Origin of the sequence: Streptomyces sp. NPDC005181 (assembly GCF_040608395.1) — a bacterium.
GTDB lineage: Bacteria > Actinomycetota > Actinomycetes > Streptomycetales > Streptomycetaceae > Streptomyces.
On the sequence record NZ_JBEXID010000031.1, the window covers coordinates 55668 to 72087 of the forward strand.

19 protein-coding genes are annotated in these 16420 nt (G+C 69.3%); 6 read left to right on the forward strand and 13 right to left on the reverse strand.

The genetic code is table 11. From position 1 onward, the window contains the following. Positions 1-5 precede the first annotated feature (5 nt). From ABZV38_RS20905 to proS, 12 genes are all read right to left on the reverse strand, one after another. Complete coding sequence (locus ABZV38_RS20905; protein WP_356329013.1) at positions 6-494, reverse strand: NUDIX hydrolase; 489 nt, start codon at positions 492-494, stop codon at positions 6-8. Then, on the reverse strand, positions 484-1233 hold the full coding sequence (gene lepB / locus ABZV38_RS20910) for a signal peptidase I (RefSeq protein ID WP_356329015.1): 750 nt from the start codon (positions 1231-1233) through the stop codon (positions 484-486). Before lepB (ABZV38_RS20910) ends, ABZV38_RS20905 begins: the two co-directional genes overlap by 11 nt. 51 nt (positions 1234-1284) lie before the next feature. Continuing rightward, entirely contained in the window at positions 1285-2181 is an 897-nt protein-coding gene (gene lepB / locus ABZV38_RS20915) for a signal peptidase I (protein WP_356329071.1), read from the reverse strand. Further along, a complete protein-coding gene (lepB, locus tag ABZV38_RS20920) occupies positions 2081-3157 on the reverse strand; it encodes a signal peptidase I (RefSeq protein ID WP_356329017.1) in 1077 nt (358 codons plus the stop codon). The genes lepB (ABZV38_RS20915) and lepB (ABZV38_RS20920) overlap by 101 nt, the downstream gene beginning before the upstream one ends. Beyond that, positions 3150-3917: a signal peptidase I gene (gene lepB, locus ABZV38_RS20925; RefSeq protein ID WP_356329019.1), complete on the reverse strand. Its 768-nt coding sequence runs from the start codon at positions 3915-3917 to the stop codon at positions 3150-3152. The genes lepB (ABZV38_RS20920) and lepB (ABZV38_RS20925) overlap by 8 nt, the downstream gene beginning before the upstream one ends. A 45-nt stretch (positions 3918-3962) precedes the next feature. Further along, a complete protein-coding gene (gene rplS, locus ABZV38_RS20930; protein ID WP_356329020.1) occupies positions 3963-4313 on the reverse strand; it encodes a 50S ribosomal protein L19 in 351 nt (116 codons plus the stop codon). A gap of 129 nt (positions 4314-4442) precedes the next feature. Further along, complete coding sequence (gene trmD, locus ABZV38_RS20935; protein ID WP_356329022.1) at positions 4443-5264, reverse strand: tRNA (guanosine(37)-N1)-methyltransferase TrmD; 822 nt, start codon at positions 5262-5264, stop codon at positions 4443-4445. After that, on the reverse strand, positions 5264-5833 hold the full coding sequence (rimM, locus tag ABZV38_RS20940; protein ID WP_356329024.1) for a ribosome maturation factor RimM: 570 nt from the start codon (positions 5831-5833) through the stop codon (positions 5264-5266). Before rimM ends, trmD begins: the two co-directional genes overlap by 1 nt. A 79-nt stretch (positions 5834-5912) precedes the next feature. Then, a complete protein-coding gene (locus ABZV38_RS20945; RefSeq protein ID WP_005311361.1) occupies positions 5913-6152 on the reverse strand; it encodes an RNA-binding protein in 240 nt (79 codons plus the stop codon). 2 nt (positions 6153-6154) lie between these two features. After that, the gene (gene rpsP / locus ABZV38_RS20950; RefSeq protein WP_356329026.1) at positions 6155-6598 is read right to left on the reverse strand and encodes a 30S ribosomal protein S16; all 444 of its coding nucleotides are present in this window, start codon (positions 6596-6598) and stop codon (positions 6155-6157) included. Between the two features lie 157 nt (positions 6599-6755). After that, on the reverse strand, positions 6756-7349 hold the full coding sequence (locus ABZV38_RS20955) for a hypothetical protein (protein WP_030928573.1): 594 nt from the start codon (positions 7347-7349) through the stop codon (positions 6756-6758). Positions 7350-7577: 228 nt separating this feature from the next. Continuing rightward, positions 7578-8993, reverse strand: coding sequence for a proline--tRNA ligase (gene proS, locus ABZV38_RS20960; protein ID WP_356329028.1), 1416 nt, complete (start codon positions 8991-8993; stop codon positions 7578-7580). Positions 8994-9240: 247 nt separating this feature from the next. On the opposite strand from proS, the gene ABZV38_RS20965 reads away from it, so the two are divergent. Next, complete coding sequence (locus tag ABZV38_RS20965) at positions 9241-10101, forward strand: methyltransferase domain-containing protein (RefSeq protein WP_356329030.1); 861 nt, start codon at positions 9241-9243, stop codon at positions 10099-10101. Positions 10102-10163: 62 nt separating this feature from the next. Here the strand turns inward: ABZV38_RS20965 and ftsH are convergent, their stop codons facing one another. Then, a complete protein-coding gene (ftsH, locus tag ABZV38_RS20970; RefSeq protein ID WP_356329032.1) occupies positions 10164-12077 on the reverse strand; it encodes an ATP-dependent zinc metalloprotease FtsH in 1914 nt (637 codons plus the stop codon). Positions 12078-12219: 142 nt separating this feature from the next. Here ftsH and yhfZ point away from each other — a divergent pair, with 142 nt between their 5' ends. The 5 genes from yhfZ (at position 12220) to ABZV38_RS20995 (ending at position 16419) form a co-directional block, all read left to right on the forward strand. After that, a complete protein-coding gene (gene yhfZ / locus ABZV38_RS20975; RefSeq protein WP_356329034.1) occupies positions 12220-13158 on the forward strand; it encodes a GntR family transcriptional regulator YhfZ in 939 nt (312 codons plus the stop codon). 96 nt (positions 13159-13254) lie between these two features. Further along, entirely contained in the window at positions 13255-13641 is a 387-nt protein-coding gene (locus ABZV38_RS20980) for a PRD domain-containing protein (RefSeq protein ID WP_356329036.1), read from the forward strand. Positions 13642-13679: 38 nt separating this feature from the next. Beyond that, complete coding sequence (locus ABZV38_RS20985) at positions 13680-14036, forward strand: DUF2620 domain-containing protein (protein ID WP_356329038.1); 357 nt, start codon at positions 13680-13682, stop codon at positions 14034-14036. A 47-nt stretch (positions 14037-14083) separates the two neighbouring features. Next, a complete protein-coding gene (locus ABZV38_RS20990) occupies positions 14084-15418 on the forward strand; it encodes a YhfT family protein (protein WP_356329040.1) in 1335 nt (444 codons plus the stop codon). A 35-nt stretch (positions 15419-15453) separates the two neighbouring features. Next, positions 15454-16419 carry a phosphotriesterase gene (locus ABZV38_RS20995; protein ID WP_356329041.1) on the forward strand — a complete coding sequence of 322 codons (966 nt, stop codon included), beginning with the start codon at positions 15454-15456 and terminating at the stop codon, positions 16417-16419. The last annotated feature ends 1 nt before the right edge of the window (position 16420 follow it).

The following is a 16420-nucleotide window of genomic DNA, read 5'->3' on the forward strand; positions in this document are numbered from 1 at the left end:
GACGCTTAGACGATTTCGGGGGCCAGAACCAGTGGCGTACGCGGCGGACCCTCTTCGAGCAGCGTGCGCAGCAGCTCGGCGAGTCTGGTCGGGTACACCGTCTCACGCGCCACCGACAGTTCGGCGGAGGTCCACCACCTCAGACCCGCGACACTGCGCTGTTCCAGTCCGGTCAGCCCGCTCAGGTCCGTCGCGGTCTGCGTCGTACGTGCCAGGAAGTACCACTCGTCCTGGTCCCAGCGCCGCCCGTCGAACGGGAAGGAGCAGATCCGCTGCCAGAGCACCGGACCCAGCTCGACATCGGTGATCCCCGTCTCCTCGGCCAGCTCGCGCAGGGCCGCCTGCTCCCGGCTCTCGTCGCCCTCCAGACCGCCGCCGGGGGTGAACCACCAGGTGCTCGTGGGATCCTCCGGTTCATATCCGTGCACGAGCAGAACGCGTTCGTCGGGGTCGAGCAGGACCACCCGGGCGACCTTCCGCCTCTCAGTGGGCACCGGCAGGCACCCTTCGGTCCTGTCCGCTCCTCCTGCGTGCGGACCGTGCGGCGATCGGACCGTACGCGGCGCCACCGACGATGAGCACCATGCCCGCCACCACGGCCTCGAGCTGGAGCTTCAGCGGGCCGGGGGCCGATACCCCGCCGGGTAGAGCGGCGAACGCCTGCGGCCGCTCGACCATGCCGTCCATCGGCCAGGCGATGGCGTCCACCCGGGCCTGCACGGCGCTGCGCGGCACCGACCCCTGTCCTGGGTCGTCGAGATGGACCCGGGAGTCCATCGAGCCGCTGCGCTCGTCCCCGAGGAGGAAGAGCTGTCCCTTGGGCACGTCCGCCGTGAAGCTCTTCACCGAGGCGAGGCCCTGTGTCTGCAGATACGGTTCCTCAATGGGTTTGCCGTTGACGGTGAGCCGGCCGTTCTTCTCGCAGCAGGCGATCTTGTCGCCGCCGATTCCGACGACCCGCTTGACCATCGGCATATTGCCCCAGGCCGGGTCCTTGAAGACCACCACGTCGCCCCGGCGCACCTCGTCGCCGTCCACCCGCTCCGCGAGGACCCGGTCTCCCGCATTCACCGTCGGCGTCATCGACGCGGTCGGCACGGTGTACGGCGCGTACACGACCGCCCCCCAGGCGAACCCGCCGAGGAAGAGCACACAGCCGACGGCCACGGCCAGCCCCGACAGCATGCTGCCGAGCCGGCCGTGGCCGTCACCCGTACGTCCTGTTCCACTCATCCCAGCGTCCCCCACCTCGGAGATCGACAATCGCTGATCCGAGTCGGCACCCTACCCGGCGGTACGCCTGCTGGTCAGCCTCTTGTGACGCCACAACACGAGGGGCAGTGCTCCGGTTACACCGAGTGCTCCCGGCACCAGCCCCTTCGCCGCATTGATCCCCGGCTGGTCGAATGTGCTCGGGATCGGCAGGGTCGCCCAGCGGTTGATCGGCCATGCGACCACGATGGCCCGGCCGACAACCTCGTCCGTGGAGACCGTGCCCTGGCCGGGCAGCTCCTGGTGGTAGCGCGAGTCGAGGGAGTTCTGGCGGTGGTCGCCCATGACCCAGATACGGCCCTCGGGCACCTTGATCGGGCCGAACGGCTCGTCATTGCAGGGGGTGTTGCCCGGGTAGATGAACGACGTCTCGTCCAGCACCACGCCATTGACCGTGACCGGCCCGTTCTCCTTGCACTCCACCGTGTCGCCACCGATCGCGATGACCCGCTTGATCAGGTCCTTCTCCTCGGCGGACGGCATCAGTCCGATGAAGCTGAGGAACTTCTGCGCCACATTCGGTTCCGGCGTCTGGGCGCTCTCCAGCCAGCCGCCCGGGTCGTGGAAGACCACGACCTCACCCCGCTGGGGCTCCGAGCCGAACCACGGGGTCAGCTTGTCGACCAGGACCCGGTCGCCCCGCTGGAGGGTGTCCTGCATCGAGTCCGAGGGAATCGAGAACGCCTGCACCAGGAACGTCTTGATCAGCAGCGCCAGAATCAGTGCGATGCCGATGAGCAGGGGCAGTTCCTTCCAGAAGGAGCGTGGGTTCCTCGGAGCCGTACCGCCGCTGTCCGGGGAGTCGCCGTCACTCTCCGTCCGGCCCGCCACCTCGGAGGATTCGCCGATCTCCGGTTTCTCCGGCCGGTCCTCGGGTTCGTCGTGTCCGGATCGTGCGCCGACCGCCAAATCCCCCACATCCACTCCTCACTCCGTGCCACCGCCTGCGACCCATTCGGCGCAGGCCCACCACTCCCATAACGAGCGGGAGTTCCGCAGGGGTCGGGAGCCGGACCATTCCATTGAGATCCTGGGAGGACACACTATTCGACAGTCCGTACGCAGCCGGCGACCCGGCGCGCGCGTCCGGGACCGAGGCAAATGTCGGCGGTTCCTCCAGTCTCCGCCAGTGGCCGAAGGGCCAGGCGATGAAGGCAGCCCGTCCCACGACCTCGTCCTCGGAGACCGTGCCGTGATCGGGCTCATCCAGATGGAAGCGCGAATCGGCGGAATTGGAGCGATGGTCGCCCATCACGAAGATTCGGCCGGCCGGAACCTTTACCTCGAATTTGAGTGTGGAGGGCGGATTGCCCGGATGCAGATAGGGCTCATCGAGCGGAACACCGTTGACGGTGACCTTGCCGTCCTTGTCGCAGCACTTCACGGTGTCGCCGCCGACGGCGACCACGCGCTTGATCAGATCCTGTTCGTCGTCGGACGGCAGCAGTCCGATGAAGGTAAGTCCTTCCTTCACCTGTTTGACGACGACGGGCGGATCCTTCTTCTCGACGTTCTCCTGCCGAAGCCAGCCGCCCGGGTCCTTGAAGACGACGACATCGCCGCGCTGGGGCTTCGTACCGAACCACGGCGTCAGCTTGTCGACGAGCACCCGGTCGCCGATCCGGATGGTCTGCTCCATCGATCCGGACGGGATCACGAAGGCCTGCACCAGGAAGGACTTGAGAACGAGCGCGATGAGCAGCGCCACGGTGATCAGGAGGGGGATCTCCTTCACGGCCGACCTGCGCCGCCGCCGTTTGACCTTGCGGGCCAGCTTGCGCCGCTCCGCCCGGGTCGGCAGCGAGCGTGCGGCCGTCGGCCTGCTGCCGGTCGGCAGCGGAGTGCCGGGGTCCGAGGCGCGGCCGGCGCGCCCGCGGTTACCCATGGGTCCCGCCCGGTATCCGTACGCCGTCGAAGGCGGCGGTGTCCGCCAGCGGGCCCAGTCGGCCCAGTGGCCAGCCGATCCAGTCCACCCGGCCGATCACCCTGCCGACCGGTACCATGCCGCCGCCCGGCTCGCCCAGATGGTCGCGGGAGTCGCGGGAGTTGCTGCGGTGGTCGCCCATCATCCACAGCGTGCCCTCGGGGACGACAATGTCGAACTCCGCCCTGGACGGCGCGTCGCCCTGATACAGGTACTCCTCGTCCACCGGCCGGCCGTTCACCTCGACCCTGCCCCGCTTGTCGCAGCAGACCACCCGGTCGCCACCCACGCCCACCACCCGCTTCACGAAGTCGGTCTCGGCGGGCTCCGCGAGCCCCAGGGACGCCGCCACGCCGTGCGCCAGCGCGGCGACGGGGTTCTCCCCGGGCTTCTCCTGCACGAAGGATCCGGTGCCGTCGAAGACCACCACATCGCCGCGCTGCGGCACGGAGCCGAAACGGTACGCCAGTTTGTTCACAAGCACCCGGTCCCCCACCCGCAGCGTGGACTCCATCGAGCCACTGGGGATCAGGAAGGGCTGCAGCACATAGGTGCTGAACAGCAGCAGGAAGACCGCGCAGCCGGCGCCGAGCGCGGCTGTCCGCCGCCACGACATCGTGGCGAACCGGTCCGGGATACGCGAAGAGCGCGACCTCTCCTCCGACCCTGCTTCGGGTGCGGAGGAGCGGTCGCGCTCCGTGGTCTTTGCTTCCGTGTCCATCGCAGCCAGAGCTTAACCGGCTGTGCTGTGGACCTGGGAGCTAGCTCACCTGTCGCGCTTCTCCTTGATCTTCGCGGCCTTGCCGCGCAGCTCACGGAGGAAGTACAGCTTCGCGCGGCGGACGTCACCGCGGGTGACGAGCTCGATCTTCTCGAAGATCGGGCTGTGCACCGGGAAGGTGCGCTCGACGCCGACGCTGAAGGAGACCTTGCGGACCGTGAAGGTCTCGCTGACGCCAGAGCCCTGGCGGCGGATGACTACGCCCTTGAACTGCTGGATACGGGAGCGGTTGCCCTCGATCACTCGCACGTGGACGTTGACGGTGTCACCGGGGCGGAACGCCGGGACGTCCGTACGCAGGGAGGCGGCATTGAGGCCATCGAGCAGGGAAGCCATGTTGTCTGCTTTCTTCGCCGATGCCACAGGTCATCGACGGGAGATCGTAAGGAATTGGGGGTGCTGATCGCGTCGGATGGGCGTCGTTCCCCCTGTGGCAGGGGCGCACACCGGACGTACAGCAGCGGCCTATTGTTCCATGCCTTCGGGCCTGTGCCAAAATCGGCCGCCGGGCTCCGGTGACCAGCCGAGGATGGAGAGGATCTCACGGTCCTTCTTGTCGAAGGCGCTCGCCTCGCAACGCTCGATGAGATCGGGCCGGTTGACCGCGGTGCGGCGGAACGCCTCGTCCCGCCGCCAGCGTGCGATCTTCCCGTGGTGACCGCTGAGCAGGACGTCCGGAATGCGCCGGCCGCGCCACTCGGGCGGCTTGGTGAAGACCGGCCCCTCCAGCAGATTGGCCATGGCGCCGGGCGCGAAGGAGTCGTCACGGTGCGACTCGGCGTTGCCGAGCACACCGGGCAGCAGCCGGGCCACTGCCTCCGTGATGACCAGTACGGCGGCTTCCCCGCCGGCCAGCACATAGTCCCCGATGGAGACCTCGACGACCGGCATACGCGTGGCGTACTCGTCCATCACCCGGCGGTCGATGCCCTCGTAGCGGGCCGGGGTGAAGATCAGCCACGGCCGCTCGGAGAGCTCCACGGCCAGCTCCTGGGTGAAGGGGCGGCCGCTGGGTGTGGGCACCACGAGCACCGGGGAGTGCGCCCCGGCCTCGTATCCGTCCGCCAGGGTCTCGTCCAGGGCGTCGCCCCACGGCCCGGTCTTCATGACCATGCCGGGACCACCGCCGTACGGCGTGTCGTCGACCGTGTTGTGCCGGTCGTACGTCCAGTCCCGCAGATCGTGCACATGCACATCGAGGCGGCCGCGGGCGCGGGCCTTGCCGACGAGCGAGACGTTCAGCGGCTCCAGGTACTCGGGGAAGATCGTGACGACGTCGAGCCGCATCAGGCGTCGTTCCCCGGCTCGGAGGCCTCTTCGTCCCGCGAGGAGACGATCACGGCCTGGCTGTCGTCGATCAGGCCGGGCGGCGGGGTGATGACCGCGCGCTGCTCCTCCAGATCGATCTCGCTGACGATTTCCTCGACGAACGGGATCATCACCTCGCTGCCGTCCGGGCGCTCCACGATGAAGAGGTCCTGGGACGGCAGATGCGAGATCTCGCTGATCCGGCCGATCTCGGTACCGTCGGCGAGGACCACATCGAGGTCGATGAGCTGGTGGTCGTAGAACTCCTCGGGGTCCTCCGGGAGCTCCGCCGGATCGACGTCGGCGATCAGCAGGGTATTCCGGAGGGCCTCGGCCGCCGTGCGGTCCCGTACGCCCTCGAAACGCAGCAGCAGCCTGCCGCTGTGCACCCGTCCGGTCTCGATCGTCAGCGGTCCGTTCGCTGCCGGTTCGGTGGCCAGTCGGGCCCCGGGGCCGAGCCTGAGCTCCGGCTCGTCCGTACGCACCTCAACGGTGACCTCACCCTTGATGCCGTGGGCGCGGCCGATCCGCGCAACTACCAGCTGCACCTTGTGTCTCTCCTGTCATACGACGACGGGCCGGGGCGGGCGCATGGCCCTCCCCGGCCCGTGCCGGTGTTCAACTCTGTCAGCGAACCTGGTCCACATCGACGAGGTCGACGCGGATGCCACGGCCGCCGATGGCGCCCACAACGGTTCGCAGCGCGCGTGCGGTGCGGCCATTGCGGCCGATCACCTTGCCGAGGTCATCGGGATGGACCCGGACCTCGAGCACACGACCACGGCGCAGGTTGCGCGAGGCGACCTGCACATCGTCGGGGTTGTCGACGATGCCCTTCACGAGGTGCTCGAGAGCCTCCTCGAGCATGCTCAGGCCTCGGTCGACTCGGCGGGCGCGGCAGCGTCAGCAGCCTCGTCCGCCTTCTTGTCGGACTTCTTCGCCTTCTGCGTGATGGCCTCGCCCTTGGACTCCTCGCCGGTGTCCTTGACCAGGGCCTCGAACAGGGCGCGCTTGTCAGCCTTGGGCTCCGGCTGCAGCAGCGGCGCGGGGGCCGGGAGACCCTTGTGGGCCTGCCAGTCACCGGTGAGCTTCAGGATCGCGAGAACCGGCTCGGTCGGCTGGGCGCCGACGGACAGCCAGTACTGCGCACGCTCCGAGTTGACCTCGATGCGCGACGGGTTCTGCACCGGGTGGTACAGGCCGATCTCCTCGATGGCCCGGCCGTCACGGCGGGTACGGGAGTCGGCGACGACGATGCGGTAGTGAGGCGAACGGATCTTGCCCAGACGCTTCAGCTTGATCTTGACTGCCACGGAAGTGGTGTCTCCTGGTCTATGACGTGGTTGGGCACAACGAAGATGCCACGTGGGGTTGCGGTACTCGGGTGCCCGATGGACGCGTCAGCCGGAGGCGAGAGGGTTCCTGTGCGGCTGTCGAGTACAGCTAGCCATTGTGCCACACCACATCGAGTCACCCCACCGCGACCGCCGCTTCCGGGATACGGAAGGGCTTTCCGCAGCCACCGCAGACGATCGGCGCCTGGGCGAGGACCGACGGTACGACCCGGACGTTGCGTCCGCAGTCGCAGACGGCCTTGACCCGCACGCCGCCTCCGGAGGAGCCGTGCCGGGCGGCCGGCCCGCGGAACGAGCGTTTGGTGTCGGCGGCGGTGGCGACCGTGTGCGCCTTGAGGGCGCGCTGCAGTCGCTCGATCGTCGGCCGGTACCGGCGCTTGGCCTCGGGGTTGAGCGTGACCAGGGAGAAGCCACTGCTGGGATGGGGCTCCTCGGCATGGTCGAGGCCCAGCTCCTCGGCGATCGCAAGGAATCGTCTGTTGTGGTAGCGGCCGGCGCGGGAGGTGTCACGGACACCTCGGGCGGCGGCGATGCCATGGACTGCCTCATGCAGCAGTCGCTCGAAGGAGAGCTCGGCGCCACAGGCGGACGAGGACTCTCCGATCAGGGACTCGGGCGCGGCAAGATCGGGCAGCTCGGGGTGGTACCGCTGAATGTCGGCCCACGCCTGCGCCAGCTCTGCGGCAAGTACAGGTGGTGTCGTGCTCACGTCGTGACAACGAGCCTGAGTGCCCCGGTGTTCCGATTCCGGGCCATCCCAAATATTTTGCACGTACCAGTCAGTTGCCATTCATGGGTCCTGACGAGGGCAGGTGCGCTGATCTGCGGAGAACTCTCACAGCTCGCACGAAGCCGGGACGTAGCGACGCGTACGCCCGGCGCGTAGTCAGCGCCTGCGCGCCGGAGGGCCGGAACGTTCCGTGGACGCCGTCGGGCGTCAGTAGGCGCGGGCCACGAGGGCGACACTACCCGGGGCGTCGTCGGACTGCGGCACCGACCCGTCCTCGGCCACCAGACACCGCACCGAGGCTCCCTGCTCCGCGAGCCGGGCCTCCCCTGCCGGGCCGAGGACGTCCCACGGAATGCGGGCCCAGCCGCCCGCGGCCGCCGCCTGCGCGGCCTCCTCGACGGTGGCCGCCTCGCTGGTACGGGAGGTGCGGCGGGCCCGGGACTCACGCAGCAGGGTCGCCTGGTCCTCCTCCAGGACGGCCGGCAGCAGGGCTGCCAGCGCCTCGATCGGGACCGGCTCCTTCCCGCCGGGGATGCGGCGGGCCAGCATCGCCGTGCCGTTCTCCAGATCGCGCGGGCCGACCTCGATCCGTACCGGTACGCCCTTCAGCTCCCAGTCGACGGCGCGTCGGCCGAACGGGGTGTCCGTGCGGTCGTCTACCTGGACCCGGATGCCGGCGGCGCGCAGCCGGTCGCCGATGGAGCGGACCGCGGTGAGGACGGCTTCGTCCTCCTTGATCGCGAGGACGACCGCCTGGACGGCAGCAAGCCGCGGCGGAACGCGGAGCCCCCGGTCGTCGCCGTGCGACATGATCAGACCGCCGACCATCCGGGTCGAGGAGCCCCAGGAGGTCTGCCAGACCAGCTCCTGCCGGCCCTCCTGGGACAGGTACCGGGTGTGGAAGGCCTTGGCGAAATTGGTGCCGAGTTCATGGCTCGTACCCATCTGCAGAGCCTTGCCGTCGCCCATCATCGCTTCGAGGGTGAGCGTGTTGATGGCGCCGGCGAACCGCTCGCTGGGGGTCTTGCGGCCGAGCACCACATCGATGCCGAGGACGTTGGTCATGAAGTCCGCGTAGACGTCCCGGTGGATGTAGGCGGCGTACTCCCGGGCGTCCTCGTACGAGGCGTGGGCGGTGTGGCCCTCCTGCCAGAGGAACTCCGTCGTACGGAGAAAGATCCGCGGGCGCATCTCCCAGCGGACGACGTTGGCCCACTGGTTGATCAGCAGGGGCAGATCCCGGTAGCTCTGGACCCATTTCGAGAAGTACTCATTGATGATCGTTTCGGACGTCGGCCGCACCACCACGGGCTCTTCGAGGGCCTTGCCGCCGCCGTGGGTGACGATGGCGAGCTCGGGTGCGAAGCCCTCGACGTGCTCCGCTTCGCGTGTCAGGTAAGACTGGGGGATGAAGAGCGGGAAGTAGGCGTTCTGGGCGCCCGCCTCCTTGATACGGGCATCCATCTCCTGCTGCATCCGCTCCCACAGGCCGTATCCGTACGGTCGGATGACCATGGTGCCGCGCACCGGACCGTTGTCCGCGAGTTCGGCCTTGTTGATCAGATCCTGGTACCAGCGGGGAAAGTCCTCGGCCTGGGGTGTGAGAACGGGTGCCTTTGCCATGGCGCGCATCGTACGGCGACATCACGCTCCGCACGGAGCGACGGGACCGGCCTTCGTGGCCTGTATCCGGGGGCGCACGACGTGTCCCCCGGGGCGCACAACCGTAGCGCGCAACCATTGCCCTCCGACCCCCTGGACGAAGCCGCGGATGCGGAGTTCTCTGACTTACGGGGGAGTGCGGGCGCGCAGACACACGGGGGCCGTCCACTCGGGTACGACCGACTTCTCGGCGGATTGGGGCGCTTTCATGACACCAACGCTCGTCCGGCACTACAGGCAGGCGGATCCGTCCGCCCCGGTGGACCCCGGAACCCGTGCCCGTGACTGGGCCGAGATCCAGGAACGCATGCTCGCGCCGCTGTACGAAGCGGTGTACGAGCGGCTCGAAATCGGAGCCGGTACACGGATGCTCTCCCTCGGCTGCGGTTCCGGGCTTGCGCTGCTGATGGCGGCCGCCCGCGGGGCGCACGTCACCGGCGTCGACACCGACCGTGAACGTCTTGCTCTGGCCCGCGAACGGCTGCTGCCCGACCCCGGGCCCGAGCGGGCCCGGGACGGCCTGCCGGTGCTCCTCGACGGTGATCCGTCCGTTGCCGCCCGGCCCGGAGGCCCCCCGTACAACCTGCTCACCGTGTTCACCCCGATCGGCTGCTCGGCGGGCGACTCCGAAGGGCTGAAGCCGGAGCTGGAGACCACTGTTCCGCTGGTCGCCCGGGGCAGCTCGGTGGTGCTGGCCGGATGGGGCCCGCCCGAACGGTGTGCCACCGCGGCGGTGCTGCGGGTGGCGACGCGGCTCGGCGACGGGGTGCGTGCGCCCCGCACGGGCGGCTGGCGCCCGGCGCGCCGGGACGACCTGGAAGAGGTCGCCTTCCGGGTCGGGCTCAATCCGAACGGCTCGGGACGGGTGGCGTGCCCGTTCGGGTACGCGGACATGGACAGCGCGGTGCGTGGGCTGCTGTCGACCCGGCTGTTCGACGCGGCGGTACGGGCGACGGACCGGTCCCAGGTGGAGAAGGAGGTCGCGGAGGCACTGCATCCGCACCGGCGCCGGGACGGCACGGTCTGGATGCCGAATGTCTTCCGCTATCTCGTCTGCACCACTCCCTAGAAGGGCTCCGCGCCCTGGAAGGGTGCTCCGCAGAAAGGGCTCCGCGCCCGGCCGGGCGGCTCTCAGTGCTTGGCCAGGCGCGCGACGCCTGCCGCCCGGTAGGCCGCCTCCTCGTCCAGCGTCTCGTTCTGCAGCAGCGCCGAAGCCAGCGTGTCCAGCTGCTCCCGGTGCTCGCGCAGCAGCCGCTGCGCCTCGATGTAGCACTCGTCGACGATGCGCCGCATCTCGTGGTCCACCACGTCCAGCGTGGCCGGCGCCGCCGAGAGTCCGTACGCCTGCTGGGCGTCGCCCGGGATCGCCGTCAGTCTGCCGACTCTTTCGCTCATCCCCCAGCGCCCGACCATTCCACGCGCCAGACCGGTGACCTGTTCCAGGTCGCTCTCCGAGCCCGTGGTGACCACTCCGTAGACCAGCTGTTCCGCGGCCATGCCACCGAGAGCGCCGATGATGCGGCCGCGCAGATAGTCCTCGGTGTACGCGTACTTGTCGGCCTCCGGCGTCGAGAGGGTGACGCCGAGGGCCCGGCCGCGCGGCACGATGGTGACCTTGCGGACCGGGTCGGCGCCGGGCTGGAGCATCCCGAGGAGGGCGTGGCCGCTCTCGTGGTACGCGGTCCTGCGGCGCTCCTCCTCCGGCATGACCAGCGGTCGTTCGGCTCCGAGCTGGACCTTCTCCAGAGCGTCGGACAGATCGGCCTGGTTGACCTCGGACTTCTTGCGCTTGACAGCGAGCAGGGCGGCCTCGTTGGCGAGGTTGGCGAGGTCCGCACCGGTCATGCCGGGGGTCGTGCGGGCCACCTGGCCGAGACTGACGTCCTCGGAGAGCGGGATCTGCCGGGTGTGGATCTTCAGGATCGCCTCCCGGCCGCCCCGGTCCGGTGGACTCACCTGGACGATCCGGTCGAAGCGGCCGGGCCTGGTGAGCGCCGGGTCGAGGACGTCGGCCCGGTTGGTCGCGGCGAGGACGACGACGCCTTCCGATCCGGAGAAGCCGTCCATCTCGGTGAGGATCTGGTTCAGCGTCTGTTCGCGCTCGTCGTGGCCGCCCATGCCGGAGCCGCCGCCGCGCGCCCGGCCGATGGTGTCGATCTCGTCGATGAAGACGATGGCGGGGGCGACCTTGCGGGCCTCGGCGAAGAGTTCCCGCACCCGGCTCGCACCGACGCCGACGATCATCTCGATGAACTCGGAGGCGGAGGCGGAGAAGAACGGCACCCCGGCCTCTCCCGCGACGGCCCGCGCGAGCAGCGTCTTGCCGGTGCCGGGCGGGCCCGCGAGCAGCACTCCCCCGGGCATCCGGGCGCCCATCTTCCGGTACTCCTGCGGGTTCTTCAGGAAGTCGACGACATCGTTGAGTTCGCCCTCGACCTCGTCGATCCCGGCCACGTCCTCGAAGGTGGTGCGCTTGGCACCCTCCAGTTCGACCGGTCTGGGCGGGGCCTTGCGGCCCAGTGCGCCGACGCCGCCGAACCCTCCGGACATCCGGCGGGCGATGAAGACCCAGAGCAGGACGAGCAGCAGGATCGGGGCCAGGGAGATCAGCAGATTGGCCAGGAAGCTGCGCTGCTGGACGACCGGTTCCGCGGTGACGGTGACATCGTCCTTGAGCAGCTCGGCCCAGAGGTTGTCGTCGGCGAAGGCGGGCCGCTGGGTGACGAACTTGGTATACGTCTTGTCGCTGCCGGGGACCTTCGCCTCCTTCGTCAGCTGCCCCTGGATGGCGTCGCCCTTGGAGTAGATCTTGGAGACGTTGCCCGCCGTGACCTGCTTGCTGAACTCCGTGTAGGCAATGGTCGGTTCGTTCCTGCCGTTGAAGAAGGAGAGCACCAGGTTGGTGATCAGATAGACGGCCAGCGCGGTGAGCAGCAGTCCGCCCCAGCCGCCCGGCATCTTCCGGCGCGGCGGAGGGGGCGGTGGGGCGCCTTCGGAGCGCCATGGCTGGTCGGTCCGATCGCGTGGCGGTACGGGACTGGTCACGCGCGCTCCTCTGCCGACGACCTTGAGGCGACATTAAGCACCAGAGCCTCCGGGGGCCCGTCCGGTGGGCCCATGGGGGGACATCGGCGCGCGGACGCGTGAACCCTTGTGAGTATCCAGAATCCTGTTTACTGTTCGATCTGTGAACGTCACCGACGAACGCTTCCTCACCCGCAATGGCCTCGCCGCCCAGCAGCTCGCCGTCCTGCTCCTCAACCACGAGCCGGACACCCGCCTGCCCCGGGTCCGCGACTTCGCCGAGGAGCTGGGCTGCGGAAACGGCACCGTCCAGGCGGCGTTGCAGCTGCTGGAGGAATCCGGCGCCATCGAGACGACCGCCCGCGGCCATCTCGGCACCTTCCTCGTCCGCTCGGACCGCTCCGTGCTCTGGCGGCTCTCCGGCCTCGGCACCCTGCTCGCCGCGATGCCCCTGCCGTACTCACGCCGGTACGAGGGTCTGGCGACCGGGCTGCGCGGCGCCTTCGAAGCGGCCGGCGCACCGTTTGCCATCACCTTCATGCGCGGCGCCGGGGCCCGTACCGCCGCACTCCTCGAAGGCAAGGTCGACCTGGTCGTCCTCTCCCGCTTCGCGGCCGACCAGCTGATCGCCGAGCATCCGGTGGAGCTGGTCGCCGACCTCGGTCCCGCCACCTATGTCGGTGCGCACGGCATGCTGCTGCGGCACGGCGCAGACCTCGGCTCCCCCGGGCTGCGGGTGGCGGTCGACCACGCCTCCGAGGACCTGCGGATGCTGGTCGAGCGGGTCTTCGCCGGCCGCGAGGACATCGAGTGGCGCGAGGCCTCATACATGCAGCTGCCCGACCTCTTCGCGCGTGACGAGGTCGACGCCACCGTCTGGAACCTGGACGAGGTGCAGGACCGGATCGGGCTCGGGGTCGACGTGCTTCCGCTCGGCGACGAGGTCACCCGCGAGCTGACGCTGCGCAACTCCAGCGCGGCAATCATCGGCCGGAGCGGCGGAGCGAAGGCTCTTGCCGCCGTCCGGGAGTCGCTCGATCTCTCGCTGGTGACCCGGCTGCAGACCGAGGTACTGAAGGGCGAGCGCGTGCCCTCGTACTGACCCGGCGGATCCGGTGCGAGCAGGCCCGGCGGCCTGCGGCATCGGATCACCCAAGAATACAGAATCCCGGTTTCTGTCGATTTCAGGAGGATCGTCATGGACGACCAGCTCGCACTGCGGATCCAGCTATTCCGCGAAGGCGGCCAGGTCAAGCCCGAAGTCGCTGACTTCGTCGCCGCCGAACTGGCCGCCCTCGAAGCCGACGGACGCACCGTCACCGAAGCCAGCGCCGGAATGCTGACCAGCCATCTGATGATGGCCCTCACCCGGCTCCTCAACGGCGAACCGATCGAGCAGTTCCTCACCGACGACCAGATCGCCGCCGAACTGGCCGGACATCCCCACGCCGTCGCGCGCGCCCGCGCCATCTCCGAGCGGGCCGAGCAGGAGCTCGGCGCGGCGCTCCCCGACTCCGAGATCAACTTCCTCGGCATGCACCTCGCCGTGCTCGCCCGGCACTCACCGGCCGCCCCTGCCTCCTGACCCCACCCCTCCCAGCCCCAGAGAGAGAAGGACCAGCCATGACGAAGATCCTCACCGGCGGTGTCGGCAAGGCCGAGGTCACCGACACGATCAAGCAGCTCGGGATCGACGGCATCGACATCGTCGCCTCCAGCGACATGGACGCCGCGATGAAGCTGCGCGTCGGACAGGCCGACTACTACCTCGGCACCTGTCACACCGGCGCCGGCGCCTCCCTCGGCGTGCTCGTCGGCCTGATGGGCTCGGCCGCCTGCCACACCTTCGGGCGCAGCGTCCCCACCGAGGACGAGGTCGCCGCCCTCCTCACCGACGGCAAGAAGGTCTTCGGATTCTCGATGGACCAGATCGACGTCATCGCCCCCCTCATGGCGCGCGCCATCGCCGCCCGCGGCTGACCCCGGCCACCTGTTCCTGAACACCCCGGGCACAAAGGAGTGACTCTGTGAGCACCACACTCGCCGCCGGTGCCGGCCTCGATTTCACACTGGCCCAGCAGCTGACCGTGATAGCCCTCTGTGCGCTGACCGCGTACATCTCGCACATGGCGCTGGCCGTCTTCAACGACGGCGTACGCCCGTTCCTGCTGGACTTCATCCAGGGGCGCACCACGCGCAGCGCCACGACGGCGGTCTCCTTCGGACTGTCCGCCGGGTTCATCTTCGGACTCGGCGCACCCATGGCGCTCTCCACCGGTGTGCTGAACCCGTGGCTCGTCTTCCTCCCCACCGACATCCTCGGCCTGCTGGCGCCGAAGAAGTGGCTCGCGCCGATCCTCGGCGGCGCCTGGGGTGCGGTCGTCGTCTTCGGCCTGAACGGCGCAAACAACGTGGCACACGATCTGCCGGTCGACTTCATCACCGCGATGCAGCAGATGTCGACGCCGATCCTGTTCCTCTTCACGCTGTTCCCGGTGCTCGCGATCACCAAGCAGTTCGGCCGCAAGTGGGGCGGCGTCGCGGGGGGTCTCGAACTCGCGCTGGTCGTCCTCACCATGAAGGTCTGGCCGAAGATGTTCGCCGGTGCGCTGGCCATGGCTGTCGGCGTGCTGGTGCTGATCGCCCTGGCCGTCGCCAAGGACATGAAGCAGCGCAAGGCCGACAAGGCCGCGGGCGTCACCGCGATCGTCCTGGACGACGACCCGATGGCCTCCCTGTTCAGCGCGAGCGCGGCCCGGCTGCGCAGGTATCTGCCGCTCTTCATGGTGCTGGGTGCCGGAGTCTGTGTGCTGGCGCAGATGCATATATTCGGCGGCGGCGAGGCGACCAGCTTCCTGATCGCCAAGGGGCAGTACACGGAAGCCGCCCAGGTCGACTTCTACCGGGTCTTCGGCTTCATCCCGCTCATCGCGACTACCGCGCTCGCGTCGGGCGCGTACGGCATCGCGGGGTTCACGCTGGTGTATCCGATCGGCTATCTGATGCCGAACCCGTTCCTCGCTGCGATCGTCGGCGCCGCCGTGTTCGCCGTCGAGGTGCTGGCCCTCTCCTCCATCGGCAAGGTCCTCGGCAAGCTGCCCAGCGTCCGCGACTCCTCGGAGCACCTGCGCAGCGCGATCGGTGACACGCTGCAGCTCGCGATCCTCTTCGGCTCGCTGATGGCCGCCAACGCCATGGGCGGCGGACTCGGGATCCTCGTCGTCGGCGGGCTCTACCTGCTGAACGACGCGATGGGCCGGCCGGTGGTGCGGATGGCCGCCGCTCCGACAGCGGTGATCGTCGGCGGAATCCTCCTCAACGTCCTGTACTGGCTCGACCTGTTCACCCCGATCAAGGGCTGAGGCCGGGGCACGTACGCCAGGAAGGACCCATCACCATGCACAGCACCGCCCCGCAGCCCATGCTCCGTACGGTCGTCGGCGATCTCGCCCCCGGCTCGGTGCGCGGCCCCGCCCTCGTCCATGAGCACCTCGTCCTCGACCTCGACCACCGGGGCGACGGCGCGGCCGTCCTCCATCCGGACCGGCATGCCGCGGCCGTCACTGCCGAGCTCGCCGCCCTCCGGGAGGAGTTCGGGCTCGGCCTCGTCGTCGAGCTGACCTGCCGCGGCATGGGCCGGGACGCCGCCGCCCTGGCCCGGATCGCCCGGGACGCGCAGGTCGCCGTCGTCGTCGCCACCGGGTGGTACTACGAGCCGTTCCACACTCCCGAGATCGCCGCCGCCGACGTCGACGAGCTCACCGCCACCCTCGTCCGCGAGATCGACACGGGCATCGGCTCCACCGGGATCCGCCCCGGCGTCCTCGGAGAGATCGGCAGCCACGGCGACACACCCACCGCCGCCGAGACGAAAGTGCTGCGGGCCGCCGCGCGGGCCGCGGCCGCCACCGGGCTCTCCGTCGCCACCCATGCGCAGCTCGGCCGTGGCGGCCTCGCCCAGCTGGAGCTCCTCACCGCCGAGGGCGTGGAGCCGCATCGCATCAGCATCGGCCACCAGGACCTCCTCGACGATCCGGCCGTGCACCGGGAGATCGCGGCGAGCGGTGCGTACGTCGCGTTCGACACCGTCGGCAAGGACAGCTATCAGAGCGACGACACCCGGCTGCGGCTGCTGCTCGCCCTTCTGGAGGCCGGGCACGCCGACCGGGCCCTGCTGAGCTGCGACATCTCCCGCCACGGCTACCTGCGCACGGAGGGCGGCCAGGGGTACGGGCATCTCTTCCGGAGCTTCCTGCCCAAGGCCCGGGCCGCCGGCGTCGACGACGGCCTGATCGACCTGATGACCCGCTGCAATCCGCTGCGCTTCCTCACCGGCGCCGGCGCCGGCGTGGAAGAGATCTGAT

Excerpts from the sequence above, each read along its gene's own strand:
- lepB (WP_356329019.1), bottom strand. The coding sequence starts at position 3,917 with ATGGACACGGAAGCAAAGACCACGGAGCGCGACCGCTCCTCCGCACCC.
- ABZV38_RS20985 (WP_356329038.1), top strand. The coding sequence starts at position 13,680 with ATGACGAAGATCCTCACCGGCGGTGTCGGCAAGGCCGAGGTCACCGAC.
- rplS (WP_356329020.1), bottom strand. The coding sequence starts at position 4,313 with ATGGCTTCCCTGCTCGATGGCCTCAATGCCGCCTCCCTGCGTACGGAC.
- ABZV38_RS20945 (WP_005311361.1), bottom strand. The coding sequence starts at position 6,152 with ATGCTCGAGGAGGCTCTCGAGCACCTCGTGAAGGGCATCGTCGACAAC.
- lepB (WP_356329015.1), bottom strand. The coding sequence starts at position 1,233 with ATGAGTGGAACAGGACGTACGGGTGACGGCCACGGCCGGCTCGGCAGC.
- ABZV38_RS20980 (WP_356329036.1), top strand. The coding sequence starts at position 13,255 with ATGGACGACCAGCTCGCACTGCGGATCCAGCTATTCCGCGAAGGCGGC.
- lepB (WP_356329017.1), bottom strand. The coding sequence starts at position 3,157 with ATGGGTAACCGCGGGCGCGCCGGCCGCGCCTCGGACCCCGGCACTCCG.
- trmD (WP_356329022.1), bottom strand. The coding sequence starts at position 5,264 with ATGCGGCTCGACGTCGTCACGATCTTCCCCGAGTACCTGGAGCCGCTG.
- ABZV38_RS20995 (WP_356329041.1), top strand. The coding sequence starts at position 15,454 with ATGCACAGCACCGCCCCGCAGCCCATGCTCCGTACGGTCGTCGGCGAT.
- proS (WP_356329028.1), bottom strand. The coding sequence starts at position 8,993 with ATGGCAAAGGCACCCGTTCTCACACCCCAGGCCGAGGACTTTCCCCGC.
- ABZV38_RS20965 (WP_356329030.1), top strand. The coding sequence starts at position 9,241 with ATGACACCAACGCTCGTCCGGCACTACAGGCAGGCGGATCCGTCCGCC.